Annotated in this window: 21 protein-coding genes; 11 read left to right on the top strand and 10 right to left on the bottom strand. The window is 43.6% G+C overall.

The genetic code is table 11. From position 1 onward, the window contains the following. The 4 genes from menC to AB4135_RS17190 all read right to left on the bottom strand — a co-directional run bounded on the left by menC (position 1) and on the right by AB4135_RS17190 (position 4,098). Positions 1-1,041 carry an o-succinylbenzoate synthase gene (gene menC / locus AB4135_RS17205; RefSeq protein WP_371994693.1) on the bottom strand — a complete coding sequence of 347 codons (1,041 nt, stop codon included), beginning with the start codon at positions 1,039-1,041 and terminating at the stop codon, positions 1-3. Further along, entirely contained in the window at positions 1,028-1,849 is an 822-nt protein-coding gene (gene menH, locus AB4135_RS17200; RefSeq protein WP_371994692.1) for a 2-succinyl-6-hydroxy-2,4-cyclohexadiene-1-carboxylate synthase, read from the bottom strand. The genes menC and menH overlap by 14 nt, the downstream gene beginning before the upstream one ends. Then, positions 1,849-3,558: a 2-succinyl-5-enolpyruvyl-6-hydroxy-3-cyclohexene-1-carboxylic-acid synthase gene (menD, locus tag AB4135_RS17195; protein ID WP_371994691.1), complete on the bottom strand. Its 1,710-nt coding sequence runs from the start codon at positions 3,556-3,558 to the stop codon at positions 1,849-1,851. The genes menH and menD overlap by 1 nt, the downstream gene beginning before the upstream one ends. 111 nt (positions 3,559-3,669) lie before the next feature. Continuing rightward, positions 3,670-4,098 carry an Lrp/AsnC family transcriptional regulator gene (locus AB4135_RS17190; protein ID WP_371994690.1) on the bottom strand — a complete coding sequence of 143 codons (429 nt, stop codon included), beginning with the start codon at positions 4,096-4,098 and terminating at the stop codon, positions 3,670-3,672. A 141-nt stretch (positions 4,099-4,239) separates the two neighbouring features. Here AB4135_RS17190 and yjeH point away from each other — a divergent pair, with 141 nt between their 5' ends. Beyond that, on the top strand, positions 4,240-5,496 hold the full coding sequence (gene yjeH / locus AB4135_RS17185; RefSeq protein WP_371994689.1) for an L-methionine/branched-chain amino acid transporter: 1,257 nt from the start codon (positions 4,240-4,242) through the stop codon (positions 5,494-5,496). Position 5,497: 1 nt separating this feature from the next. Here the strand turns inward: yjeH and AB4135_RS17180 are convergent, their stop codons facing one another. Then, positions 5,498-5,956 carry a TerB family tellurite resistance protein gene (locus AB4135_RS17180; RefSeq protein WP_371994688.1) on the bottom strand — a complete coding sequence of 153 codons (459 nt, stop codon included), beginning with the start codon at positions 5,954-5,956 and terminating at the stop codon, positions 5,498-5,500. A gap of 248 nt (positions 5,957-6,204) precedes the next feature. After that, positions 6,205-6,714 (bottom strand): DUF2780 domain-containing protein, encoded by a 510-nt coding sequence (locus tag AB4135_RS17175; protein ID WP_371994687.1) that lies wholly within the window; start codon positions 6,712-6,714, stop codon positions 6,205-6,207. Positions 6,715-6,898: 184 nt separating this feature from the next. Here AB4135_RS17175 and AB4135_RS17170 point away from each other — a divergent pair, with 184 nt between their 5' ends. From AB4135_RS17170 to AB4135_RS17160, 3 genes are all read left to right on the top strand, one after another. After that, a complete protein-coding gene (locus tag AB4135_RS17170; RefSeq protein WP_371994686.1) occupies positions 6,899-7,627 on the top strand; it encodes a hypothetical protein in 729 nt (242 codons plus the stop codon). Between the two features lie 105 nt (positions 7,628-7,732). After that, positions 7,733-9,142 (top strand): DUF4145 domain-containing protein, encoded by a 1,410-nt coding sequence (locus tag AB4135_RS17165; RefSeq protein ID WP_371994685.1) that lies wholly within the window; start codon positions 7,733-7,735, stop codon positions 9,140-9,142. 334 nt (positions 9,143-9,476) lie between these two features. Further along, complete coding sequence (locus AB4135_RS17160; RefSeq protein WP_371994684.1) at positions 9,477-10,760, top strand: hypothetical protein; 1,284 nt, start codon at positions 9,477-9,479, stop codon at positions 10,758-10,760. On the opposite strand, the gene AB4135_RS17155 is transcribed toward AB4135_RS17160, so the two are convergent. Together AB4135_RS17155 and AB4135_RS17150 are read right to left on the bottom strand one after the other, a co-directional pair. Beyond that, complete coding sequence (locus AB4135_RS17155) at positions 10,750-11,103, bottom strand: hypothetical protein (protein WP_371994683.1); 354 nt, start codon at positions 11,101-11,103, stop codon at positions 10,750-10,752. The genes AB4135_RS17160 and AB4135_RS17155 overlap by 11 nt on opposite strands. Positions 11,104-11,378: 275 nt before the next feature. Further along, positions 11,379-12,374 carry a LysR family transcriptional regulator gene (locus AB4135_RS17150; protein ID WP_371994682.1) on the bottom strand — a complete coding sequence of 332 codons (996 nt, stop codon included), beginning with the start codon at positions 12,372-12,374 and terminating at the stop codon, positions 11,379-11,381. Positions 12,375-12,474: 100 nt separating this feature from the next. On the opposite strand from AB4135_RS17150, the gene AB4135_RS17145 reads away from it, so the two are divergent. Together AB4135_RS17145 and AB4135_RS17140 are read left to right on the top strand one after the other, a co-directional pair. Further along, complete coding sequence (locus AB4135_RS17145) at positions 12,475-13,677, top strand: multidrug effflux MFS transporter (protein ID WP_371994703.1); 1,203 nt, start codon at positions 12,475-12,477, stop codon at positions 13,675-13,677. A 161-nt stretch (positions 13,678-13,838) separates the two neighbouring features. Next, positions 13,839-14,441, top strand: coding sequence for a tRNA-uridine aminocarboxypropyltransferase (locus AB4135_RS17140; RefSeq protein WP_371994681.1), 603 nt, complete (start codon positions 13,839-13,841; stop codon positions 14,439-14,441). 217 nt (positions 14,442-14,658) lie between these two features. Here the strand turns inward: AB4135_RS17140 and AB4135_RS17135 are convergent, their stop codons facing one another. Beyond that, positions 14,659-16,770, bottom strand: coding sequence for a putative bifunctional diguanylate cyclase/phosphodiesterase (locus AB4135_RS17135; protein WP_371994702.1), 2,112 nt, complete (start codon positions 16,768-16,770; stop codon positions 14,659-14,661). Positions 16,771-17,170: 400 nt separating this feature from the next. Here AB4135_RS17135 and AB4135_RS17130 point away from each other — a divergent pair, with 400 nt between their 5' ends. The 3 genes from AB4135_RS17130 (at position 17,171) to AB4135_RS17120 (ending at position 20,610) form a co-directional block, all read left to right on the top strand. Then, the gene (locus tag AB4135_RS17130) at positions 17,171-18,718 is read left to right on the top strand and encodes an EAL domain-containing protein (RefSeq protein WP_371994680.1); all 1,548 of its coding nucleotides are present in this window, start codon (positions 17,171-17,173) and stop codon (positions 18,716-18,718) included. Between the two features lie 128 nt (positions 18,719-18,846). Next, positions 18,847-19,203 carry a hypothetical protein gene (locus AB4135_RS17125; RefSeq protein WP_371994679.1) on the top strand — a complete coding sequence of 119 codons (357 nt, stop codon included), beginning with the start codon at positions 18,847-18,849 and terminating at the stop codon, positions 19,201-19,203. 444 nt (positions 19,204-19,647) lie between these two features. Next, positions 19,648-20,610 (top strand): hypothetical protein, encoded by a 963-nt coding sequence (locus AB4135_RS17120; protein WP_371994678.1) that lies wholly within the window; start codon positions 19,648-19,650, stop codon positions 20,608-20,610. 19 nt (positions 20,611-20,629) lie between these two features. Here AB4135_RS17120 and AB4135_RS17115 read toward each other — a convergent pair whose 3' ends face one another. After that, a complete protein-coding gene (locus AB4135_RS17115; protein WP_371994677.1) occupies positions 20,630-21,316 on the bottom strand; it encodes a PilZ domain-containing protein in 687 nt (228 codons plus the stop codon). Positions 21,317-21,638: 322 nt separating this feature from the next. Between AB4135_RS17115 and AB4135_RS17110 the strand changes: the two genes are divergently transcribed. Together AB4135_RS17110 and AB4135_RS17105 are read left to right on the top strand one after the other, a co-directional pair. Continuing rightward, positions 21,639-22,970 carry a M16 family metallopeptidase gene (locus AB4135_RS17110; RefSeq protein ID WP_371994676.1) on the top strand — a complete coding sequence of 444 codons (1,332 nt, stop codon included), beginning with the start codon at positions 21,639-21,641 and terminating at the stop codon, positions 22,968-22,970. Between the two features lie 50 nt (positions 22,971-23,020). Next, positions 23,021-24,445 (top strand): M16 family metallopeptidase, encoded by a 1,425-nt coding sequence (locus tag AB4135_RS17105; protein ID WP_371994701.1) that lies wholly within the window; start codon positions 23,021-23,023, stop codon positions 24,443-24,445. The last annotated feature ends 83 nt before the right edge of the window (positions 24,446-24,528 follow it).

Here is a 24,528-nt window from a genome sequence, read left to right as displayed (position 1 = left end):
CTAAAGCTCTACTAACAGCGATAGTTCGCTCAGCTGCAGACATTGAGTTTTCCCTGAGCTTTGCAACAGGTCTTGGCTAAAGGCGGCTAAGGTGTCTATACCCGGGATTTCATCCGGTGTAGCTATGTTAGCCAGCCGACTCAGAGCATGAATGCCTAAGCTGGATTCTAAACTTGAACTTAGAATGGTTCGTACCCCGTGTTCATTAGCAACATGCTGCAATGCTTGTAGCTTCTCTAAGCTACCTAGTAGCATAGGTTTGATGATGATGGCACAAAGCCCTGCTTGCATCTCAAATTGGTAGTCTGGGTCGTTGAGTGACTCATCGAGAGCCCAAGGTGCCTCTATGGCCTTATAAAAACTCTGATTATCACTCGGTTGCCTACAGGGCTCTTCGATATACTCAATGGCATGTAACGGGATACAGGCGATAAATTCGATTGCTTGTTGTAACTCAAAGCCGCGATTGGCATCTAGCCTAAGTTTTAGATCAGGCCGAATCGCTAAGATCTGATGAATAAGTTGGATTTCATCTTCTAGCGATGTCTGCGCCACTTTAACTTTTACTGCATGGACATTGCTGGTAAGTGCGGCCACCCGCTGGGCTACAGCGCTCAGAGGTTCATCTTGGTTGCGATAGATAAGCGGTATTGTGCGACTCTCTATGCTATGGCCGTCGAGTGAGTCCATCAGTTTGGCGTGCATCAAGCTTAAGCCAAAGGCGATAGCGGGCTGCTGGCTATTATCTGCAAGTGTCAGTAGCTTATCAACGGGTTGTTGCAGCAATGCAGGTAGGTCATTGGTTAATTCTGTAATCGTTTCAGCTAGTGAGTGCTGACTAAAACCTGTGATTGGATTGCCATCGACATCGTGACCTGAAAGGGGCGATATTTCAACATATTCAGTGCGTTCGTTAGAGTCTGTCGTGGCTGTCACTACAAGCACTAAGCCGCTACGATTATCTATCCGTTGTTTACCCACTGGCAGTAATCGATCGAGTTCAATACTGAATTGATAAAGGCTAAGTTTACTCAGAATCATTTAGAGGCCTATTAGGTAATGTTGGGTTAACGGCAAGGGGTTTCAGTAGCCGCAAAACTAGCTGACTAAAGGTGTCAGGCGCAGCGCTATGAACATTATGGCCACTGGCATTCACAGGATAAAGCTTGAGTGGGTATTGTTGCTGCCAGCGCGTGGCCAGTGACAGAAATTTTTTGTCATCAGCGCCTGCAATAAAGAAACATGGCGCGCTGATAACTGCAGGGGTATCCCACAAGTCAGCTTGTTGTGCCAGTGAGGTGGCTTGATAGCAGTTGCTTAGGTTTACGCCTTGGTTGCCGCTGCGGCGCAGGATCATCAATTGACGCTCCTTGCTACTCAGATCAGCAAATACAGCTTGTTGGTACCATTGGGTCAAAAACGTTGTGATATCAAGTTGGGCGAGCTTATCTGCCCATTGCGCATCATTGATCTCTCGTTGTGCTTTATCTTGTTCAGACTGCAACCCCGGGTGACAAGACTCTAGGATAAGGCTTAGTACATAACTCGGATAGCGGCGAGCCAGATGCAGTGCAATGCGGCCGCCGAGCGAGTAACCGATCAGATGATACTGTTTGACCCCTAGTGTTGCGACGGTTTGCTCAATGAGCTCACAACAAGTCTCAAACCCTGGCGTCGACAGCGGCTGATTGAGACTGTCGCCATGGCCGGGCAGATCAATACTAATACAGTAATATTGCTCAGCGAGTACTTCGGTGACAGCTAACCAATCTTGTTTATCGCCTAAGAAACCATGCAGTAACACTATAGCAGGGTTGTTAGGTTGACCTTGGCAGCGATAACTTAGCATTAACTCTGTTTTACCCAAGTGGCAATGGCAGCAATTTGATCGCTCGCTTGATGCTGCGCCACGCTGACCTCAATGACCGATGGACCTGCATAGGTCATGGCGTATTCATAAGATTCAATAAAGTCTTCGAGGTTGTCTACCTGGTTATAGGCTAAGCCGAACATGGCGGCGCCAAACCCGAATTCTAGACCATGAGATAAGCGATAGTAGTCGGTTCTTAGCTGTTCGTTAGGGACTGGCAGCAGGTTAAAGATATTGCCGCCATCATTATTGAGGATAACAATCACAAACGGGCTAGTGACCGTGCGGGCAATCGCCAGTGAGTTGAGATCATGTAGCTGCGAGATATCGCCAATAATCAATGTCGTTGGCTTTTTGTCTGCAATTGCAACCCCTGATGCAGTGGCTAGTAGGCCGTCAATACCTGATGCGCCGCGATTGGTAAAGACATTGGCGTAGTCAGCCGTGATAGGCGCATACATATCAAATAAGCGTACTGGCAAACTATTACCAATAAACAACTGCTGGGCTGCTGTTTGCCGCTGAGCTATCGCTCTAATGGCCTGCGCTTCACCAAAGTCTGCATGGTCAATTTGTTGCTGGAACAGCGTCTCAAGCGCAGCATTGTGCTGTGTGAGTGCGAGTGCCCATTGCGCCTCTGAGGATCGTGGCCATGGTAACTGGCTAAAGGTATCTGCTTTTGCAATCCACTGCTGCTTGGACTTATGGCTAGGGTCGAGCCTTTGTTGCTGAGGCAAGATTTGCCAGTAATCCTTCCACGGTTTTTCGTTTAAATAGCTGATGAGCCGTTTTGACAAAATACGACCGCCAAACACCAGTACTTTTTCTGCTTGCGCTAATATCGCTTGAGACTTTGGATGCAGTAGTAGTTGATCAATATTGCCAATGGCTGCGCTGCTTTGTCTAAGCTGCGACTGTGCGTCGGTCAAAATTGGCCAGCCGAGTTTAATAGACAGTGCGATAAGCTGCTCTGGATTATGCTCAGGAGGTAGCGTCGCCGCGATAATCACCCCTTTACCATGGACAAATCGTGCCAGAGCATCAGCGGTTGGCAGCTGCGATGCGGTGTGTGTAGCGTATTGAATATAGGGCGTCCGATCTTGTTGCCACTGGGCAACAGGCTTTAAATATTGGCTAAAATCGGCTTGTGGCTGAGCGGGGTAGAGCGGTTCGCGGTACATGCAGTTTATATGTACTGGTTGAGATTGATTACTTACTGCATCATCGATACTGCTTAATAGCGCTGCCGGGCTGATGTTGAGATCAGGCGTCGGTAGATTGAGTGGTTTAGCATATTGGGCAAATATTGCTGGCTGAGTAATAGCTTGATTGGCGCCACAGTCAATCAGCTCTGGCGGACGGTCACCTGAGAGTACAATAAGGGGGACCTGGGTTAACCAAGCTTCAATAATTGCTGGGTATAGGTTGGCAACTGCGGTACCTGAGGTGGTAATTATCGCCACCGGAGCTGCGCTAGCTTTAGCCAAGCCAAGCGCCATAAAGCCGAGTCCACGCTCATCGAAATGCAGATGCTGACAGAGGTTTGTCTGCTTGGCGGCGGCCAGGGTTAGTGGCGTGGAGCGAGAGCCCGGTGCCATACACACATGTTTAACGCCTAGACGAGCAAGCTCCTCTAAGATCAATGTGCCCCATAACAAATTCAGTTCAGCTGTATGTTCAGTTTGCATAGATAATTACCATCCCAATGATAATGCTAGTTTAACTTGCTTTAGCGCAAAGGAATATGATCGGCTTTGGTTTTATATCAACTTGATTAAATACTCGTTTGGCTTTTGTTTTTAGCCTTGATTATCAATCCATTCACTCATTACCACATGGGTTTTAATTTTAGTGATATCGGGGTGAGCGTCGATAAACTCACGAATTTGATGTAATCGTTTCATTGATGCTGCGCTCACATAAACTAGAAGATCCATGTCGCCAGTGATGCCTCTGCAGGTCATTATCTCTGGAATGGTACGAAATACTTTGACTATATCGGCACAGTTTGGGCACTGATGGCGAATTTCAAAATACGCAGTAACCCCTTCTGTTTGTGAGGCACTGAGCAAGACTTGGTAACCACGAATGGTACCGTTTTTTTCCATCTTTCTAATTCGTTCTGTGACAGCGGAGCGAGATAGGTTAACCTCTGCAGCAATATCTGAAATGCTACGACGAGCGTCAGTTCTTAGTGCCGTTACAATAGCGTTATCAAACTTATCCATAGCGTACCCAACATTATGACTGTAAATGAGTGAACAACCGACAAAGTGACGGGCTATTCGGTGATCTTGTTTGTGATTAAGCGCAGTTTGCAGCTCAGTGTAGAATTATAATAGTGCCATTGAAGTCAGTGAGTATATGAGATGAACCAAATATCAGCAACAATAGGACGTTGGCAAGGTGCCGGCTTGATGGCCACCACTTTGTTGGGCACCGGAGTATTTATCTTACCGCAAATGACCATAGCAACTGCGGGACAGGGGGCATTAATTGCTTGGTTGGTGCTGACGTTAGCCATCATCCCAGTAACCTTAGTGTTTGGCCGTTTAGCCAGCGTGCTCCCCCATGCAGCAGGTCCAGCGTATTTTGTCGAAAAGGCTTTTGGCCGCACAGCGGGCCGCACCATAGGGTTAATGTTTCTGCTGGTGGTACCTATTGGAGCGCCTGCTGCAATCCTAATGACCTTCCAATTTGTGAATGCTCTAGTGCCGATAGAGGGTTGGGCGCAGGTGGCGACTGAACTATTATTGCTTGGTGTATTATTGCTGTTAAACCTTAGAGGCATTCAAGTCTCTGCCAAACTGCAGTTTGCTTTAACGCTAGCGATTGTTTCAGTAGTCGTGGCATTGTTTGGTGGTGTGGGAATGAGCTTGTCAGAGCTTGAATCCTTTACTCATCAACATAGCCCTAACGTCAGTTTAGTGATGGCGGCAGTCGGTATCGCGTTTTGGAGTTTTCTTGGTATTGAGGCGATGACGCATTTGGCGAGCGATTTTCGTAACCCTAAGCAAGATATGATCCCGGCGATGCTCATTGGCACTGTGCTGGTGGGTATTGTCTATTTAGCTTGTACATTACTGTTACTTGTGGTGCCAAGCGAAACGCCGGTGGCAATGGTTGGAGCGTTTGATAGCTTATTGGGGGGCTATGGTGCACAGGTGATTGGTATTTTGGGGATTGTCAGTGGTTTGGCGACCGTGAATGTTTATACCGCCAGCGTCTCTAGGCTTATCTGGAGCTTTAGCCGTGACGGTGTGTTGCCCAAGTATTTTAACCAGCTCAATCAGCACAACTCTCCTGCTCGTGCATCAATCGCGGTATTGGTTTCAATGGCATTGGTGATAATTCTGACCTATGTTACTGGCCAGCAATTAGAAGACCTAATTGCTTGGAGCAATGGGGTGTTTGTGATTATCTATCTGGCGGCGATGCTTGCCGCCGCAAAACTGCTGAGCAAGCGTTATCTGCCATTGGTTGCACTTAGCTGTATTTTGTGTGCTGTTATTGGCTTTGCATTGGGTTGGAATATGGCTTATGCCATGCTGTTAATGCTAGTGCTATTTCCAATATTGTGGCTACAAAAAACACATTTAAATCGTAAACAGTTACTTGCTGAATAACTTAAGATTGCTGTTGTTTCTCAATCGCAAGATTACGCATTTGAATTAGCTCGCTATGCCTTAAGTAAAGTAATTCTGAAGTACGGCGGATCATCTGGTCTTCATATTGGCACAGATGACCGTCTGCGTATGCTAGGCGCCACATTGCTAAGATTAACTGCTGTTTTTGTTCAATATCAAAATTGTCATTAATCGCTTGGGTAAATTCGAATAAAGAGGTCGAATTGCTCTGGGACACGGTCGCGTCTTTTATTAATGCGTCGACATCATTAACTGACAAACCTAAAGTGGTGGTAAGCAGCTCGGGCAGTATCTTCGCCTCTTCATCTGACATAGTCTCATCGGCCATAACCACTTCTAGCAGTAAACTTGCAGCTGCGAGGTTGAGATGGTGAGCTTTTTCCTCGGCGGATAATGTCTGATTAGGGGATTCAAAAAACTGTTTTAGCTTGGCAAGCATATAAAATCCTCATTAGGTTATCGCCATTGCATTCTAGCGTTGTTATGTTGCTTGCTATGAGTCGCGTCGACAAGCAGTAAGTATGGCTGAAATTGTCTCGTTTATTGATTTTTAATGGGTAAATTTGTATTGGTTTCAATGAACGTTGTATTAATGCAATGACAGTGACTATAACTTAGAGCAGCAAATAAAGAGAGAGTTCCATCTTGGTTTATATTGATAGCATAAACCAAGACGGTAAGGGGAGCTTATAAAATGGCGCCAAGTCCCTTCATCAATAGATCTGAAGTACCCGAAGTACCATTTGCATCGAGATAGCCTTTAACTATATCAACCATAGGCGCGGCAAGTTCTTTTGAGATCCCTAGCTTTTCAAAGGCGTCATAAACCATTGCACCGCCCTGTAATGATTCACCGAATCCGCCAGCTTTGGATAGTAGACCAGACATACCTGATTCGTTGTCTAGCTCAGGCACAGCACCTAGCAAGCCGTCAATACCAGGGATTGAATCTGAAATGGAGCTGAAGTCACTGCTGCCCAATGAAGACTGTGCTAACGATAGTAAGCTGCCTAAGCCACCTTCTGCTTGATCTTGGCTTAAACCTAATTGTGACATGACATTGCCAACTAAGTCGCTTGATTCTGATGGCTTAGATACAGCGTTGGTCACTTCTGTTAGCGAGTCTAATCCGTAAGCGGTAGCCTGAGTCGATACAAGACTAAGCATAGCGAGAAAAGTTGCAGTCAATAATTTCATGAGGGTCATCCTTTAAGGTTTATCTGTTGCAGTTTTTATTAGTTTAACGGTTTTAACAGTCCGTTTGCAGTTTTTTTACTTTTTAGAAATAGTAAATACGTGATTTGAACTGTGCATTAATTACCAAATTTGGGTATCCTTAGCCCTAATTCGTGTTATTCAATTTCAATGTTTGGAATACCCTATGTCATTATCAGCCATCTTGACTCAAGCTTTTAATTTTTTTCGTAATAATATTAGCCAATTAGCAACGCTGCTGGTTCCTGTATTGTTTATTCAGGTGGGTATACAGCTATGGCTGAGCCTAGAAATTAACGCTGCCGATCTTGAAAACCCACAGTTTGGCACCAGTCATATGGTCGCGATGATGGTGTTGCTGTTGGTTTTTTCTTTTCTTATCGCCGCGCTAACACTGTTTTTAGAGATCCGCTCACAAGGGCATAGCCCAAGTAACGCAATGATCTTAAAAACCAGCCTTAATTTTGTGCCCACTCTTTTGTTGGCTGGAGTACTTTCTGGTTTAGCGGTCGTAGGTCCATTTATAGTGTTGCTGGCAATTAACCCAATGCTCGGCATTATTGGTTTAGTATTAAGTATTTATCTATTTGCTAGGCTCGCCTTTGTTAATTTCATGGTGGTCGTTGAGCGATTGACCCCACTAGAAGCCATTAAACGTAGCTTCGCATTTAGTGGACCAATCACGCTAAAAACCATCACGGTATTGTTAATCTATATCCCTATCTCGCTTGCTGGTGGCGTATTGGCACTTGCAACACAGCTCGGCGGCGTACCTTTGCAACTTGTTGGTGAAGTCGTTGTGGCATTCTTTGGTCTATTTGTGAACGTTGCACTGTTCCGTTTGTACATGGTTTCACGTGATGACTCTGATGTGCAGGGTAATTTAGAGCAGTAATCACGGTTATTGCTTATCAGCTTTGTCACGGGTATTGAGTAAAATGCTCGTGATAGAGTTTCAATATATCACTGTGTGGTGCCATTAGCGGCGTAGGAGTGTATCTTGTTAAACGATATCGAATTCGTTAATCAGTTTTCGGCAGAGCTGGGGCAAGACTACCGTAAAGCCAAAAGTTTTGTTACTGATGTACCTACCCAGGCGTTACTGCACGTAAGAAGTTTTAGCCACAAGCTTACTAGTTTGCTGGCAGAGAAACGTTCAATTCATTTTGATAGCCCCAACCTCTACGACCGAATAGAACTACTGAATCAACGTCGATTAATCGATGTAAAAACCACTCGAGCACTGCATAAATTACGCACAGACGGTAACCGTGGTGCGCACCCTGAAAAGTATCACTTAACGCCTGAACAACTGCAGCAGCTTAGCCAGCGAGCGATTAAAAATTTACTGCAGCTTGTGGATACTTTGTTTACGCAAGTCACTGGCAATACCTGTCCAAAATATTACTTTGAAGAGTTTGATGCCTTAGCGGGTAGGGATTTGTGTTACCGCGCAGTGATGGAGCGAGATGCGGAATCACAATATTTGGTGGGAATGTCACTCAAAACGCGGGCATTAATGCAAAGAGAGCAAGAGCTCGCGTTGCAAGAACCTAGTGAAGACAGCGTAAAGGAGCGTTCTAGCGCTTCTTTTAAACAAGCGAGCTATTGGTTTTCCCAGGCTGCTGAGCACGATAGTAATGCGCTTTTTGAACATGGAGTCGCATTAATTCATGGCTATAGTGGTGAGTTTGATGTTATTGCAGGTGAGCAAGCAATTGCCAAAGCGGCCGCTGCGGGCGTTGCCAATGCGATGGCGCTGCTCGGTTATTTCTACTTAGTTGGCAGTCAACATTTTACCGCTGATATCGCTCTTGCAGAGCAGTATTTAAGCCAGGCCGCAAAGTTAGAACAGTCTGAAGCGATGGCTAACTTAGGGGTACTCTATTACCAGAAATCAGATTTGCAGTGCGCTTATAAATATATCAGTCGTGCTGCAAAAGCTGGTTTTCCACACGCACAATTTCATCTTGCGCTGATGCTGGCTCGTGGTGAAGGCTGTGACGTAGATGCAATAAAAAGTGAATACTGGCTAGCCGAAGCTGCTGAACAAGGGCAGGTGGATGCCATGTTTTCCAGAGCGCAGACTATGCTGCACGATGATACTGGTCTGGTAGAGGATTACACTCAGGCGGAAGACTATTTACGTGAAGTGATAAAGTACGGTCACAGTGTGCCAGCCATGATAGAGTTAAGTATCGCTCTGGCCGACGGTGTACTTGGTCGCATTGATGTGGTTGCATCAGCCTCGTTACTTAAACTCGCTAAAGAGCATGCCAATGCAGAAGAGTTGGCAGTTATTGAGCCTCTTTGGACGTCGCTTGAACAGCAGGTTTTGTCGGTGATGCAGATGACCAGTTCGCCACAAGAGAAAGAAGCATTAGCAAAGGCCGCTGAATTACTGAGTTAGGTCGCATAGTGTTTTAGCTTTTCCCCATGTTAGCTGAAGATGCAATCTGAAAATGCCGGCTTGATTCTTTATGAATAATCGCCTCATTTATTGCAATTGTAGAGTGATATTGCCTAATATTTAACCTGGATACTTTTTCTGCAGTTACTTTTATTTTAAGTACAAAATTTGGAATAGTAGTTTCAATTATTTTTTTATTCTGCTATTGAATTTTATATAGATAATTACACTGTATGTTATTTTGTACATTCTTCACTTTGTTGTTTGTTAAAATCCCCTTGTATACATTATGCAATCTGTGTACATTAGCTTCAAATAAATATTGGAGCGCTATATGTCCTACTCTGCCACTAATGAAGCCAATTCTATTCTTATCTCTTTAGCTTCCTGGAAAAGTATAAATATTGAGTTGAATCATTTTGCAGAGCGCTATGTCCGATTGGCACTGGCGATTGGGCAGCACGATGATCTTTATATTGACGCCTATTTTGGCCCAAGGGTTTGGAAGGAAGAAGCCTATTGGCAGCCCATGACAGCGCTTAGAGCGCAGTTTGAAGAAGGCAGTCAGTTACTTAATGTGTTGGGGGGTAAAAAGTTTAATGCAGAGTTACAAGCACGGTATAACTTTCTAGAGAAACAGTGGTTATCTATTGGTGCTTATTTAGACTTATTAGAGGGTAAGGAGCTTAGCTTTGATGAGGAGGCTGCAAGATTATATGACTCTTCTGTGGCTAATTTTCAGCGAGATGAATTAAAAGCAATACACCTTGAGCTCGATCGACTATTGCCTGGCATTGGTAGCTTACAGAGCCGGTTTAATGTATTTAAAGATAGTTACATCGTCCCTAAAGATAAGGCGGCTGCTGTCTTTAATGCTGCGGTCGACAAGGCTCGAGAGTTAACTAAGTTACAGTTCACACTACCAGAAAATGAGAGTTGTGAAATAGAGTATGTGAATGACAAAGTCTGGACCGCTTATAACTGGTTTAAAGGTGATTACCATAGCCTTATTCAACTCAATCAAGATCAGCCTCTGACAATCGATCGATACTTGGAGCTTGCCACTCACGAAGGCTATCCCGGCCATCATGTGTTTAATGCTTTGCAGGAGCAGTTGTTAGTTAAAGGAAAAGGTTGGTTAGAGTACTCTGTTTACCCGCTATACAGTCCAATTTCATTTTTAGCTGAAGGCAGTGCTAATTATGCACTCCGCTTGCTGATGACAGCCGAAGAAATCGTTAATTTTGAACGCGATGTATTAATGCCTTTAGCAGGGCTGGATGCCGATATGGCGTTATTTCACAAAGTTTTTGCGTGCGTTAAGCGGCTGGGATACTTTGAAAACCATGTCAGCAAGCTACTGACGGATAAAAAAATTGATCAGCAAGAGGCTATAAGGTTATTGGCTGATGATGCGCTTTATACTCATTCGCGGGCTGAACAGCGTATACGTTTCTTTGACTGCAATCGTTCTTACATTATCAATTATAGTGTCGGTGAAGATGCTGTCGCTGATTGGGTTGAATTTGAATCTGATAGTAAAGCGGTACATTGGCAGCGTTTTGAGGCCTTGCTATCAAGGCCCCGCAGCGCATCTGCAATGAAGCTTACTCGTTAGGGTTGTGCTCGAAAGTGCGTCCAGCTCTTGCTGATTGAGGTGGACTATCTTTAAACACTGTCTCTTTAAAAGCTGTATCGCTGAAAGCGTCAGCTTGCTGATTGCTCTCTCTATGGAATGTTTGTCCAGCCTGCTGTTTTTGGAAACGCGCGAGCTGACGTTTCAAATAGACACGACCAAAAAGGCTTAAAGTAATAAAGGCGATGGCACCAAAAAGTAATAGAAATGGCAGTGCGACTAAAGCTAAGGTCATAAAGGCTAAACCGATAACGAATGCTAACCAGCCGCGAGAGCCTGAAAATCGGCTTTGCATTGAACTGCTTTGAAATTGGTTGTAAATCATATGTTCTCCAAAATTGCTTGATCATTAGCTTACACTAAAAAGATGAATACTGACTGAATGAGTAAGCTAATGACTTTCATAGTGCCGATAAACTGAGCAGATATCACGTTAATAAAGGTTAATCTTGATTAGAGGTTGTTGATCTTTCTAGCTTCATTTTTAACCCTAAGACCGCGCTTCTTGGCTATTTTTACTATGTTGTAGGCTATTCATGGAAAATGACTAAGCCACATCGCCTACGCCTTGTTAAAATAGCCAATAAACTACCGCAAAGATCAACTGTCCCTAACTTTCGCAAATTCTTTTAGGCTTGGTGAGCTAAAGGCTGCTGAAACACTTTGGCAAATAATGTTCTTAACCCATTGGTGCCCAGGATCGTCATCGTTCCTTTGGTGCCATAACAGTACATAAGCAAGTGGCATGAAATCAAAAGGTAGAGACAGTTCTGCTAATGGATATAGTTTTTGTGCATGTTTGGCAAAGCTTGCAGGTAGTGTGAATATCAGATCACTATGAGCGCAAATACTGGCGGCGCCATAAAAATCAGGCACTGTGGTGCTGATGCGACGATGATGACCTAAGTCGGCTAAGTGATAGTCTAGCGCCCACCAATCATTCCCTTCACAGCGTACTTGCACATGCGACATCTCTAGGTAGATCTCTTGGTTCCAATGGCCAGCAGCTATTGCGGCGAGCAATGGGTGACCTTTTCGAACCAGACAGACTTGTTCGTCAGTAAACAGAGTTTGATGCGCTATTCCATCGGGAAGCCTGTCTACCTGAAAAGCAGACTGTGGATGCAGATCACGCCCTGATATGCCAAAATCTATCTGCCCTTGCTGGATTGCTAGTGTCGAGTTTTCGGTCCAGACATAGCTATCGAGCTTAAGGTTTGGTGCTTTGGTCAGTAGCGGGCCTATAAAATAGGGGATGAGTGTTTCATAGGCACTTTCAACCATGGCAAATGAGAACTGTCTGCTACTGCTAGCGGGCTCAAAGCTAGGTGGTAAAGTCAGTTGATATAAGCCTTGTAGGCTTTGTGGCAGCATTTTTCCTAGTTGAACGGCGTGAGCGGTTGGCTTCAATCCATGAGCTGTGCGCAGAAAAAGCGGATCGCCTAAGGTTTCACGCAGCCTATTGAGACTTTTACTCAATGCAGACTGACTGACATGCAAACGGTTGGCTGCTCGAGTAACACTTTGCTCTTCAAGTAGTATTTGTAATATCACTAGCAGGTTTAAGTCGATACGAGCCAAATTCTCTAATTTCACGAGATATTCCTCAATGGAAATTCATTATGGAAATAATATCATTTCTGTTCATACCATGGTTTGATTAATATAGTCACGTTTCCTTTATTTGAGAAAGATGATGCGTCGTAATCTATTACCTATTTTAATGTCGATGGTGGTTCTTAGTCCTTTGGCTATCGATATTTACCTTCCTTCTATGCCAGCCATGGCGGCAGAGTTTTCAGTTTCAGCGAGCCAAATCCAGTCGACTTTGGTGTTGTTCCTCTTTGCGATGGGCACTGGACAATTATTGATCGGTCCTTTAGCCGATAGATATGGCAGAAGGCCTGTCGCATTAGGCGGTATTATCCTTTATGCCGCAAGTAGTATGCTAGCTGCTGTTGCCGTTGAGTTTGAATGGCTTCAGTTTGCGCGGGTGTTGCAAGGTTTGGCTGCTTGCTCAACCTCTATCGTAGTTTTTAGTGCTGTGCGTGACTGCTTTTCTCCAAAAGAGGGGGCTCGATACTACAGTTACCTTAACGGCATGATATGTGTTATCCCTGCATTAGCACCAACATTGGGTGGCCTGTTGGCACTGCAATTTGGCTGGCGATCTACGTTTGTGTTTATGACACTGTACGCAATTCTTATTTTAGTTTTTGTCGGCTACCGTCTTCCTGAAACACGCCCACAGAATACGGTCAGTTCAGGTCCGCTATATCGCTGGGCTCGTTATAAGCCAGTGATTGTTGAAACACACTTTTTATTCTATGCCTTTGCTTGTATGGCGGGAATGGCGGCCATTCTAAGCTACGTTTCTTATGCTCCCGTTTGGTTAATAGATCGTCTTGGCGTGTCAGAATTGACCTTTAGTGGCCTATTCGGCCTAAATGCTGCGGTTAATATCGTTGCTTGTTTTGCAGCTCCAGTAGTGATTAAAAAACTAGGTAATCGCCCGACGGTTATTGTCGCACTCAGTTTTATGCTGGTTGCAGCTGCAACCGAAGTGCTAGTACAAGTATTCGGCCCTCAAACAGGGTTAGCTGCGGCATTTAGCTTTATGTTGCCAATGATGTTGCTCTGTATTGGTTTTGCGTTGCTGTTAGGACCTGCAACAAGCATGGCGTTATCAGCATTTGGGGAAAGAGCTGGTACAGCAACTGCGATGTTAGGTTTCATTCAGATGAGTGGCGCATCACTACTGACAGCGCTAGTGCAGCAAACCAGCATTCCGGCACCTTACGCTGTCGCTTTGGTCATGGGAGGCTTAGCGATAATCTTACTTGCTATGATGGCGATGTCGCGATTTGACCATTGGCATCAAGAGCAACATGCTCATTAACCGAGTTATGAATGACAGTTAGCTCTGTTTACTGTTAACGATAAAACACCCTTTGACCTGCGTAGAGTAACAATCTATGCAGGTTTTTTTTTGCGGGAAGCTTAATCGAATTGGTATAAACTAAGCCTTATTAAGTTAACAGATTAACAAGGTTTACACTTTTGTCCCGTCCAGATTGTCCTATATGCGGTTACCCATTGAAAGCTTGCTTGTGTGCCAGTATTAGAAGAATGCAGGTAAAAACTGAGCTGATTGTGTTGCAAGATCCCAGTGAAGTTGGTCATGCCAAAAATAGCGTGCGTTTAATGGAGTTAGTGATCCCTGAAACACAGGTCTATGTAGGAGAAACTCCCATGGACTTTTCTGTACTAAGGCAATATCTAGCCAACTCTAACAAGCCAGTCTATTTAGTTTACCCGTCAGAGAACAGCGAATTGGCTGATAGCAGTTCACTCGCTGAAGAGGTGATCCTATTGCTGTTGGATGGTACCTGGAGAAAAGCTTACAAGTTGTTGCAGCTAAACCCGTGGCTAGCGGACTTTCCCGCTCTACATCTTGAGTTAGAATCTGCTTCTAATTACACCATTCGCAAAGCAAGTCGCAGTGATAGTTTATCAACTTTAGAGGCGAGTGCGATGATGTTAAAGGCGATAGATCCACTAAAAGATGTAACACCGTTAACTGATGCATTGGCTGCGTTAGTTGAGCAAAGGTTGGCTTCAATGCCGGCAGATGTGCGCGAACGATATAGAGATAATAAATAGAATTAGAAATTGTGAATCAGGTCATCTTATACTCAGTAAAACCCAATTTAGGTCACGCTAATCCAGTGAAATATAGGGTTTAATAGTCATGTAAGCTATTTTAGCTGACGTAAGTGGCTGCCTCATTCACGGCTTTTGCAGGGGGCGATACTGAATTCATTCAGGTGTTTGATGCAGCCATCTTTCAATCTCACATTAAAATCAACGCTTTAAGGTTTTAGGCCTTTTTAAGCTGGATTAATGCTTCTGAAGCAAATACTTCAGCCGTTGCAGGCCAGCCAAAATGGTAGCCTTGGCCATACCCTTTTCCCATCTTAGCTAATAACTCTTTTTGCTCTTTGGTTTCAATCCCTTCAGCGATATAACAAATGTTCAAAGTTTGCGCTAATTGAATCATGGCTTTGCATAGTTCTTTGCCTTGAGGCTCATGTAATCGATGTGCAAAACTGGAATCAATTTTTAAGCAATCAATTGGCAAGCTACCTAATCGACTTAATGAGGAGAGGCCTGCGCCAAAATCATCGATAGCTATGCCAATATTAAGCTGTTTTAGCTCACTTAAAACCGCAGACATCACGCTTGGTTTACGTATTAACGCTGACTCTTCAATTTCGATAATCAGTTTATCTGAAGGTAACTGAGTTTGTTGGAGTACCTTGGTTAGCATAGCGACAAAATCAGGGTGTTCTAGCTGAGAAGTTGAAATGTTAACGGTGATTTTTAATTTATTATTGTACTGCGTATGCCAGAGTGCCATCTGGGTACAGGCTTGTTCTAGTGCCCATAAACCGACATTGACCATGGAGCCAGTTTCTTCCAATAGTGGAATAAATTCACTGGCTTCTAGTATATCGCCGTTACTGCGTTGCCAACGCAGCAGCGCTTCAGCGGCAATCATCTCGTTGGATTCTAGGTCGACAATTTGCTGATAAACTAAACTAAATTGCCCCAAGCTCTGAGCGTGTCTCAAGTCATTGAGTATATGTAGTTTTTTCTCTGCTGCTTCTCGAATAGCGGCATTGTAAAAGCGGATATGATTGGGGCTTTTCTTTGCTGAATACATTGCTGTGTCAGCCATGCTCAGTAATTGATTAGCTTCATGGCTTTGTTGTGGAAACAGTGATATTCCAATACTGGTACTGAGGTAAAACTTTTGCCCATCGATTTCGAATGGCGCGTCAAATAAAGAAAGAACTAAATCAGAGAAGGTTTCGATCTCTTGTTTATTCTTACATTTTGGCAGTACTAAGGTGAATTCATCGCCACCGAGCCGAGCAATCTCTGCGTCCTCAAGACAGCAGGTCTCTAGTCTAGCCGCGACTAATTGCAAAACTTTATCGCCAGTTGCATGGCCGAAACTGTCATTAATATTTTTAAAGCCATTGAGATCTAAAAACATTAAAGCACCAATCATACTGCTGTGCTGTTTAATCTCCTCAATGGCCTTATTAAGAATTTTTATAAGATGAAATCGATTTGGCAAACCGGTTAGCTTGTCGTACATAGCTTGCTGGGTGAGCTTAGCCTCGAGTCGCTTTTTCTCGCTAATATCACTGAATAAATTGACAAAGTACACTGTGCTATCAGCATAGATCCGGCGGCAACTTTGCCAAGCTGGAAACTTTGAGCCATCTGAACGGTATTTCCAAACTTCGCCTTGCCAGTTACCTTTTTCCTTGAGTGGGTTAGCATTGAGCGTGTCATTAAGCATCGCTTCAAGCCCTAGCTCATGGGGTGTTTTGGCGAGCATATGCTCAGCGCTATAACCACAAATACGACACATGGCCTTATTTACTGCCAAGATGCGATTGTCTTCGTTAGTGATATATACAGCTTCTGCACTATCCTCTAGCGTTATCGACATTAGCTCTTTGGGTAGCCCTTCAAAGCCATTGCTTGAGCGAGTGCGACGTTTTCCCCGTCTATCCATGGGAGTAAATTGCACCAAAATGACATCTTCACCTGTAAGCTTTACAGGATAAAGGGTGACCTTGGTCGGCAGCTCGGTTCCTTGCTGACTAATGTGCAGCCAGTTAAAGGCAACTATATTGCCTTTAGCGGCTTCACGGAGCTTTTGTTGTCCGTGTTCAACGCTATTTCTACCTGATGATTGTATTCTAGGGGAGAAATCATAGGGTGTTGCATGGATAAAATTCTCTTCAGTACTTTCGAAGTAACTAAAGGCTGCCTGGTTGGCTGCAAGAAAATGATAACCTTGAATGATAGCCAGGGCTGAAGGTGAATCCGCACTGTCTAATTGAATAAGTTGCTCGGAAAGAGAAGGGCTGGAAGATGTTAGGTGAGAGTATAACTCTGACCACTTTTGCATATTCATTTTTCCCTTTCCTTCATGACATTATTCTTTCAGTTGATACTGATTAAAAGTGTATAAATCTCGAGTTTTAGATACTTTGTTCTATAAGCGTCAAAAATACCTTTATTTGACGCTTTGTACAAACTTGTTGTAACAGTTTTTTGTATAAAATCAGTTTTTGATCATAAAAATGGTCTGGATAAGTGAATTTGTGTTTTTGCTAACTTATTAATTAGCTGACTAATGTAGACGATACCTCGTTAAGCAAATTGATGTTTGCTGGCTAACTGCCATGAGCCACTTAACTAGACGCTGCTAAAGAGTTTGATTGCGGCGTAACATTTGTTAACTTAATGTGAGTGGTGCGGCGTGATGACGATAATCTGAAATAGATTCAACAATCTTGAGGTGGTTAGTGGCTCAGTTTCGAAATAAGGTTTTTTTGCCCATTGTGGGTGTTTTCCTCGGCGCTTTTTCACTGATGATGCTGCTGTCGTATGCTGTTGCATATTGGCGAGTGACTACAGAAGTAACCTCAGATGCTGAGCAGATGATAAATTATGTAGAGCATAAACTGAATTATGCTATGCGTAATATGTATAAACTTGAGCAGTTACATTATGAGAAGTGTGATGATAAAGGTCGAGCAGAGCTAGAGCAGTTTCTACTGCATCACTTTAACGGTGGACTGTTTTTTGTTAGGAGTAGTCAGGAGCAGAGGTATACCTATTGCTCTGTAGTTGGCGAGATCGTTGTAGCACAAAAAGATCGTAACTTTGAAAACTTAATTTTACTCGATGAAGTTAATCGTCAGTTTCCGCTTGCAGTGCTCAATTATAACTGGAGAGAGCAGGATAGTCGCAGTCTGTTTCTTGGTTATATAGGTAAAAAGAACACCAGCGCTATTCGCATCACGCTTGATGATAGTTATGCGTTTTTTGACCCTGAGTGTAGCAAATGCAGGCATGTTGAAGTTAGGCTGACTAATGACAGTTTAGTATATTCTATGGGGCAACCTTTAGTTGATTTAGTCAGCACCGTCCGTATTGAAAGTGACCGTTACCCTTTCTATGTTGCCTCTCAGATAAACCGTAACCGTATTTTAAAAATGATGACAAATAGCCTGGTATTTAGCTTGCCACTATCTTTGTTGGTGTCGTTTTTATGTGCTTATTTGTTTAAACTACTACAAAGATCTGAGCGTTCGCTCAAGCAACAATTAAAGCGAGCAATACGTCAACGAGAGCTTGTCGCTTTTTACCAGCCTATTATGGATGCCGCAACAGGACGTATCGTTGGAGCTGAAGCGCTCGTTCGTTGGGTAAGGCCTAATGGTGAGGTGATTCCACCGGTGCGCTTTATTGATGAGCTCGAACGCACAGCACTAATCAATCCGTTAACAATACAGATGCTCGAGCAGCTCCCAGAAGACTTGGCGCCGATATTTGCAGCTGATGACGAATTCAGATGCAGTCTAAATCTAGTTCCTGAGCAAGTTGAACAAGAAGACTTTTGCTGCCATATAGAGCGGTTAGCAACGTCTGGTTTTCCTACTCATCAGCTAGCGCTTGAAATTACTGAACGTTTGCCTTTAAGAAATTTAGAGGTGGCAAATCAACATCTCGAGCGGTTGAAAGCGCTTGGAGTGGTGATTGAGCTTGATGATGCGGGAACCGGTTATGGTGGAGCATCATATCTGCAAGAGCTGAATATCGACATTCTTAAGATTGATAAACTGTTTGTTGACACCTTAGTGTTGTCACCTAATAACACACCAGTATTAGATGCCTATATTCAAATGGCTAAGACATTGAAGATGGAGGTGATTGCAGAAGGTGTTGAGACGCATGAACAATCTTTAGCACTGCTTGCGAGAGGTGTACACCTGCATCAAGGTTATTACTTCTCTAAGCCACTACCAGCAGAAGAGTTTATTCAGTTTTGGTTAGCAAAACAAAATTGACATAATCCGCACTGCTAGGCTGTTCGATGCAGCAGGTCGGTAAAGCGGGATTAAATAAGCTGATATTTAATGCAAGTGGAATAAGGTAGTATGAGCTCGCTATTTGATTGTTATTTAAGGAACGATGAGTGACGTTAGCTAAAGTATTAATGACTATGACCCTGCCACTTGCTCTTGGTTTCAGTATAGGCATACAGGCAAGTGACGAAAGTGACCCTGTGATGCTGGCGGGGAAGGCTGAAGAGGCAAAAGCGCGCTCGTTAACAATTGAGCAAGAGCAGTTGCAAAAAGCAAAGGATGCTGCCAATAAGGCTGCTGAGCATGAAAAAGAGATGTTGGCCAAAGAGAAACAAAGAGATTGGCAAACCGAGCAGCGTGAAAAAGCGCAGCAGCAGTTTAATGAGCGAGAATCTAGAGAAGACAAATACTTAAGAGAAGCAAAAGAAGCGGCTAAGCTAGAGCGGAAAATACCGAAACCTTCTTAGCTCTAAATTAATTCTAAAGTTTAACCACACGCATTGGGCATTAGAGGTTATCGACACAGACAGGGCGCATTTTGCCAAACGGGTATAATACCAATTGCATTAAGTATTTGACCAGTTCAGAGCCCCTCAGCCTTTTCAATTCAAAGCGCATTGGTAAAGAAATGGTTATTCCCTTTTAAGCCAATGCAAAGCAGAAGTGGAAAGACTGAGGGGCTCACGTAGTGCGGCTGAAGTTAAAGAATAGGCAAAACGCTGTATGCTTCGCTATGGGATTTGGATATAGAATAACTATTAGCTCAAATTCCACTACTTGCCTACAGCGTTTTGAATTCCCGCTGAATGGTCAAACTTTTAATGCAATTGGTATAAACTTATTCCCGCTCAGTCGGCTTTGATATAGGTATTTTTGAAGCGGAGCGGCTATCAATCTATTGGAATTTAAATATGTTAAATAGAGTATCTCTCCTCAGCTGTTTTGTCGCTGTGATGCTATTTAGTCACATGGTGCAAGCCAAACCAATCTACAACATAGAGTTTTTGAGTAAAACCGAAGCAACTCATTTACTGACATTGAATGATGACTTTGTTCAACGGGTGAGCCAGTTTGATATTGATGCCAGAATGAAACAAGCTAGTGCACAGTCAAAGGGCGATTACCTTAGTTTTGTGGCGCAGCAAACCTTAGATTGGACGCCGCAAGAGCAGCAAACTATCACTGTTGCATTTAACAGTATTAGCGCTAAGTTAGCTGAGCTTAAAGTGAGCTTACCCGATCCGATTCAATTCATTAAAACCACAGGGTTGGAAGAGGGCGGCGCTGCTTATACTCGGGGCCAAGCGATTATTTTACAAGCTCGTCAGTTAGCTAAAAAGCAGGGATTATCTAGATTAATTGCCCATGAATTACTGCATATCTACTCGCGTTTTAACCCTGAGATAAAGCAAGCACTCTATCAAGCTATTGGTTATGAATATATCGGTGATATTGAATTTCCGACCCACCTGGCTAAGCAAAAGATCACCAATCCTGATGCACCGATAAATGACTTTGCAATACGAGTAAAATATAAAGGCGAACTTGTGTGGGTAGTGCCAATATTGTACTCAGACGTTGAGCAATATGATGTCAAAAAAGGCGGTGAGTTTTTTGACTATTTAACCTTTAAGTTTGTGATTGTTGGCCGTGGAGAGCAGCCTAGTAAAGCTGATTATGATCCGCAGCAAGCAGAAATCATTGCAGTGCCGGATCTTAAAGGTTTCTTTAAGCAAGTGGGACGTAATACCAACTACATTATTCACCCCGAAGAGATTATTGCCGACAATTTTGCACTGCTTGTTACTGCAGAAACAGAATTAAAGTCACCTAAAATTCTATTCAAGATCGAGCAAGTATTAATGCAGCAGTGAATACTGTTTTATCCAAAAGTTAGTTTTTTGGATTTTGTAGCAGATGGTGCAAAATAACTTTTTGTACCATCACTTCAGCTTCCTCATGCTCGGCTTCTAAGATCAAGCCATATTGAACCTGTTCGACTTGCCCTTCAGCTTCCTGCTGGTTTTTCAAGGTGACCAAGGTGTCGATCGTTTCATTTTGTTCATCAAGATTAACTTGCAACTTATACTGGCTATCAAGCTCAAAGCCTTCTATCTGCTCACCAACAAAAGCGCCACCCTTGATGGATATATCACGTAGATCGCCCTGAGAAACCACAGTATTGCTTGTTTTACAGATTAAACTGGCGGTTACATTGATGGGAATTCGAGAGTGCTGCCTTAGCGCTACTGTTTGCAAAGCCTTCGGGTAATCAATAATAAGCCAACGGCCAACAACGCTAATGACTTTTTGAATACTACTTCTAAAGGCAACAATATTGGCATCTTGTTCATCGCTGTTAACCACCCGCATGATTACGCTCTGCCGCTCTCTAATAAATGGAGTGGCAGCAGCCCAAGCTTTATCGTTGCCGTGAGCAAGAATAATTGAGCGGCCTGAGTCGACACCAATGAGTTTACTGCGCAGGCGAATGGCTTGTGTTGGCGTCAGGATCTGCAGATGTACTTCAGTACTGCAGGTTAAATTATCAAGCGCATTAAAATCATTTTCAGTTGGCATAGTCAGGCTGTTGCTTAAGAATCTCTTGATTCAAACTAGCATAAAACGTTGCTTCTGTTGATATTTATAGAATGTTTTTTAGTCGTATTGACAGCTTGATGGCTTGAATTGGAGCGTTAGGTAAATGGTAGGTTACCCACTTAAGTTAACAAAAGTATCAAAGTATTTACGGAACGTTACAAATAAAAGATAAGCAAATTTGATTTTCAACACGAATTGCTTTTTTATATCAGCTGAATTAGGTCATTTAGATAATAAAAACTGCTATTTGCAGTGATATTTTTTGTAATGACGACATAAGTGCTCAAACAAGGAGCGAATAATGAAGCGCTATACAAAGGCATTGTTGCTGTCAGTGGGTATGCTATTTACAGCATCCGCGGTGCAGGCAACGGAAGCCAAAGATATTCAGAGTTTTACCCTGGATAATGGCATGAAAATAATGGTGTTAGAAGACAGTTCAATTCCTAACGCTAACATGTACCTATTCTGGAAAGTAGGCTCACGTAATGAGGTGCCAGGCATCACAGGCATATCACACTTTTTTGAACATATGATGTTCAATGGTGCAAAGAAGTATGGCCCAAAAATGTTTGACCGCACCATGGAAGCCGCTGGTGGTGCAAACAATGCTTACACTACCGAAAATTTAACTGTTTATACAGATTGGTTCCCAGCCAATGCAATTGAAACCATTTTCGATTTAGAAGCTGATCGCATCGAAAATCTCGATATTAACCCTGAAATGGTTGAAAGCGAGCGCGGTGTAGTTGCATCTGAGCGTCTGACCGGTTTGGAAAATTCCAACTGGCGTAACCTACAAGAAGAGCTGAAAGGCGCTGCATTTAGAGCGCACCCTTACAGTTGGTCGGTGATTGGTCATGAGTCAGATATTGCCGCTTGGACATTAGATGATCTAGTTCAATACCATAAGACCTACTATGCACCTAACAATGCGGTTGTTGTTATTGCTGGCGATGTAAAGCTTGCTGAAGTGAAGCGTCTTGCAAACCAATACCTTGCGCCTATTCCTGCGCAAGCGCCTCCAAGAGAAGTGAAAACTGTTGAGCCGCTGCAGAAAGGTGAACGTAGAGTTTACGTTCAAAAAGCATCGGTGAGCACACCTAATGTAATGCTCGGTTACCATGTGCCAGCAACTTCAAATGCTGATTATTATGCACTTGATTTACTGTCTTCAATTCTTACGACGGGTAATAGCTCACGTATGTATCAAGGGCTAGTTGATAAGCAGGTGGCAATTGAAGTTGAAACCTATATGCCAATGTCTTTTGACCCGAATCTTTTTTACGTCATGGGCGTGGCGAACCCCGGCATTACAGCTGTCGAACTTGAGAAAAGTATGATCGCTGAGATCAACCGTATTGGTCGCGAGGGTGTCACTGAGCAAGAGCTAGAGAAGGTTAAAAACATCAAATTGATGGGCTTTTATCAAGCAATGGAAACCATTAATGGTAAAGCCAATACAGTAGGTACATATGAACTGTTCTTTGGTAGTTACGATAAGCTATTTAATGCTCCTCAAGAGTACAACAAGGTAACGCCAGCCGATATTCAACGCGTGGCGCAAACTTACCTAAAGCGTTCAAATCGAACTGTTGCTGTACTGGCTGCTACTGAGGAGACTGACGAATGAAAACATTAATCAACAGAGTCACTAAATTGTCAGTTTCTGCGCCTTTGGTTATGAAAACAAAACAAATTGTTAGTGCTATGGCCATAGCGAGTGCGATAACACTTACCGGGTGTGCTGCCACGGATATGCAAAGCACTACCGTAGATACGGGGAGCTTTAGTGTACCTGCGTATCAACAAGTAACACTTGATAACGGGCTGACTATTTATCTGATGCCGCAAACAGAAGTGCCGCTTATTACGGTCAATGCTACGGTCAGAGCTGGAGCAGTAAATGATACCACTTCGGGTGTAGCCCAAGTCACCGCTGCGAGTTTAATGCTCGGTGCAGCAGGCAAAACTAAGTTAGAGATAGAGCAAGAGGTAGACTTTCTCGGCGCTAGCCTTTCAAGCGGAGCAGGTAAAGAGGGTAGCTATTTAAGTGCTAACTTTATGGCGAAAGACGCTGACACCATGTTGCCGCTTATCCAAAGTGTATTACTATCACCAGATTTTGATGCTGCTGAGTTTGACAAGTTACGTCAACGCGAGATAGCAGGGTTAGGGCAATCGAAAGAGAGTCCGCGCGCGGTGATTAGTCGCTACTATGACAAACTCATTTTTGCTGACCATCCATATGGCAATGCGACTTCGGGTGATAGCAAATCATTGGCCGAGCTCAATGTATCGCAGTTACGAGCTTTTCATAAGAGTTACTATCAGCCAGCAAACACCGCTATTAGTGTCGTCGGTGACTTTGATGCCGCTAAGATGAAGGCAAAGCTGCAGCAGTTGTTTGCCAGTTGGAAAGGCACTGAAACGATTCAGCCCTTGGACCTTAAACAAGGTTTGCCAAAGCTCGATGCCAACAAAGTATTGTTAGTTGATAAAGGCGATGCAGTTGAAACCACCTTTTTAGTTGGCGGTATGGGGATTAGTCGTGATAACCCTGATTTTGTTGGTTTAACAGTGGTCAACACCATATTGGGCGGACGTTTTACTTCATGGCTCAATGACGAGTTAAGAGTTAATGCGGGATTAACTTACGGCGCACGTTCAGGCTTTAGTGCTTATTCTGCTGCTGGTACGTTTAGAATTAGCACCTTTACTAAGACTGCGACGACCAAAGAGACTATCGACTTAGCACTTAAAACCTATGATCGTCTATGGGAACAAGGATTAGATCAAAAGACTCTAGATTCAGCTAAAGCTTACGTTAAAGGCCAGTTTCCACCTAAGTATGAAACCAGTGGTCAGCTAGCGGGCTTGATGTCTGATATGTACCTATATGGCTTTGATGATGCGTTTATCAATGAGTTTCAAGCCAAGGTTGATGGCTTAACATTGCAAGAGTCGAAGCGTTTAATCGACACTTACTTCCCGAAAGATAACCTGCAGTTTGTGATTATTGGTAATGCCGCCAAAATAGCGCCAATTGCGAAACAGTACGGTAGCGTTAAGCAAGTCGACATTAAAGATGTTGGCTTTGGTGGTTAAGCAATCGCTTAATGACAGCGTTTGCTCATTGAAATAGCAAAAGCCGCGATAATTCGCGGCTTTTTAATGTCTGGAACATTTAT

It is taken from the genome of Shewanella sp. 10N.286.54.B9, from assembly GCF_041468565.1.
Lineage (GTDB): Bacteria > Pseudomonadota > Gammaproteobacteria > Enterobacterales > Shewanellaceae > Shewanella.
This window is presented reverse-complemented; position numbering and strand designations above follow the sequence as displayed.

What these genes read in the sequence shown, in the direction of transcription:
- menC (WP_371994693.1), bottom strand. Translation starts at nt 1,041, where the DNA reads ATGATTCTGAGTAAACTTAGCCTTTATCAATTCAGTATTGAACTCGAT.
- menH (WP_371994692.1), bottom strand. Translation starts at nt 1,849, where the DNA reads ATGCTAAGTTATCGCTGCCAAGGTCAACCTAACAACCCTGCTATAGTG.
- menD (WP_371994691.1), bottom strand. Translation starts at nt 3,558, where the DNA reads ATGCAAACTGAACATACAGCTGAACTGAATTTGTTATGGGGCACATTG.
- AB4135_RS17190 (WP_371994690.1), bottom strand. Translation starts at nt 4,098, where the DNA reads ATGGATAAGTTTGATAACGCTATTGTAACGGCACTAAGAACTGACGCT.
- yjeH (WP_371994689.1), top strand. Translation starts at nt 4,240, where the DNA reads ATGAACCAAATATCAGCAACAATAGGACGTTGGCAAGGTGCCGGCTTG.
- AB4135_RS17180 (WP_371994688.1), bottom strand. Translation starts at nt 5,956, where the DNA reads ATGCTTGCCAAGCTAAAACAGTTTTTTGAATCCCCTAATCAGACATTA.
- AB4135_RS17175 (WP_371994687.1), bottom strand. Translation starts at nt 6,714, where the DNA reads ATGAAATTATTGACTGCAACTTTTCTCGCTATGCTTAGTCTTGTATCG.
- AB4135_RS17170 (WP_371994686.1), top strand. Translation starts at nt 6,899, where the DNA reads ATGTCATTATCAGCCATCTTGACTCAAGCTTTTAATTTTTTTCGTAAT.
- AB4135_RS17160 (WP_371994684.1), top strand. Translation starts at nt 9,477, where the DNA reads ATGTCCTACTCTGCCACTAATGAAGCCAATTCTATTCTTATCTCTTTA.
- AB4135_RS17155 (WP_371994683.1), bottom strand. Translation starts at nt 11,103, where the DNA reads ATGATTTACAACCAATTTCAAAGCAGTTCAATGCAAAGCCGATTTTCA.
- AB4135_RS17145 (WP_371994703.1), top strand. Translation starts at nt 12,475, where the DNA reads ATGCGTCGTAATCTATTACCTATTTTAATGTCGATGGTGGTTCTTAGT.
- AB4135_RS17135 (WP_371994702.1), bottom strand. Translation starts at nt 16,770, where the DNA reads ATGCAAAAGTGGTCAGAGTTATACTCTCACCTAACATCTTCCAGCCCT.
- AB4135_RS17120 (WP_371994678.1), top strand. Translation starts at nt 19,648, where the DNA reads ATGTTAAATAGAGTATCTCTCCTCAGCTGTTTTGTCGCTGTGATGCTA.
- AB4135_RS17115 (WP_371994677.1), bottom strand. Translation starts at nt 21,316, where the DNA reads ATGCCAACTGAAAATGATTTTAATGCGCTTGATAATTTAACCTGCAGT.
- AB4135_RS17110 (WP_371994676.1), top strand. Translation starts at nt 21,639, where the DNA reads ATGAAGCGCTATACAAAGGCATTGTTGCTGTCAGTGGGTATGCTATTT.
- AB4135_RS17105 (WP_371994701.1), top strand. Translation starts at nt 23,021, where the DNA reads ATGAAAACAAAACAAATTGTTAGTGCTATGGCCATAGCGAGTGCGATA.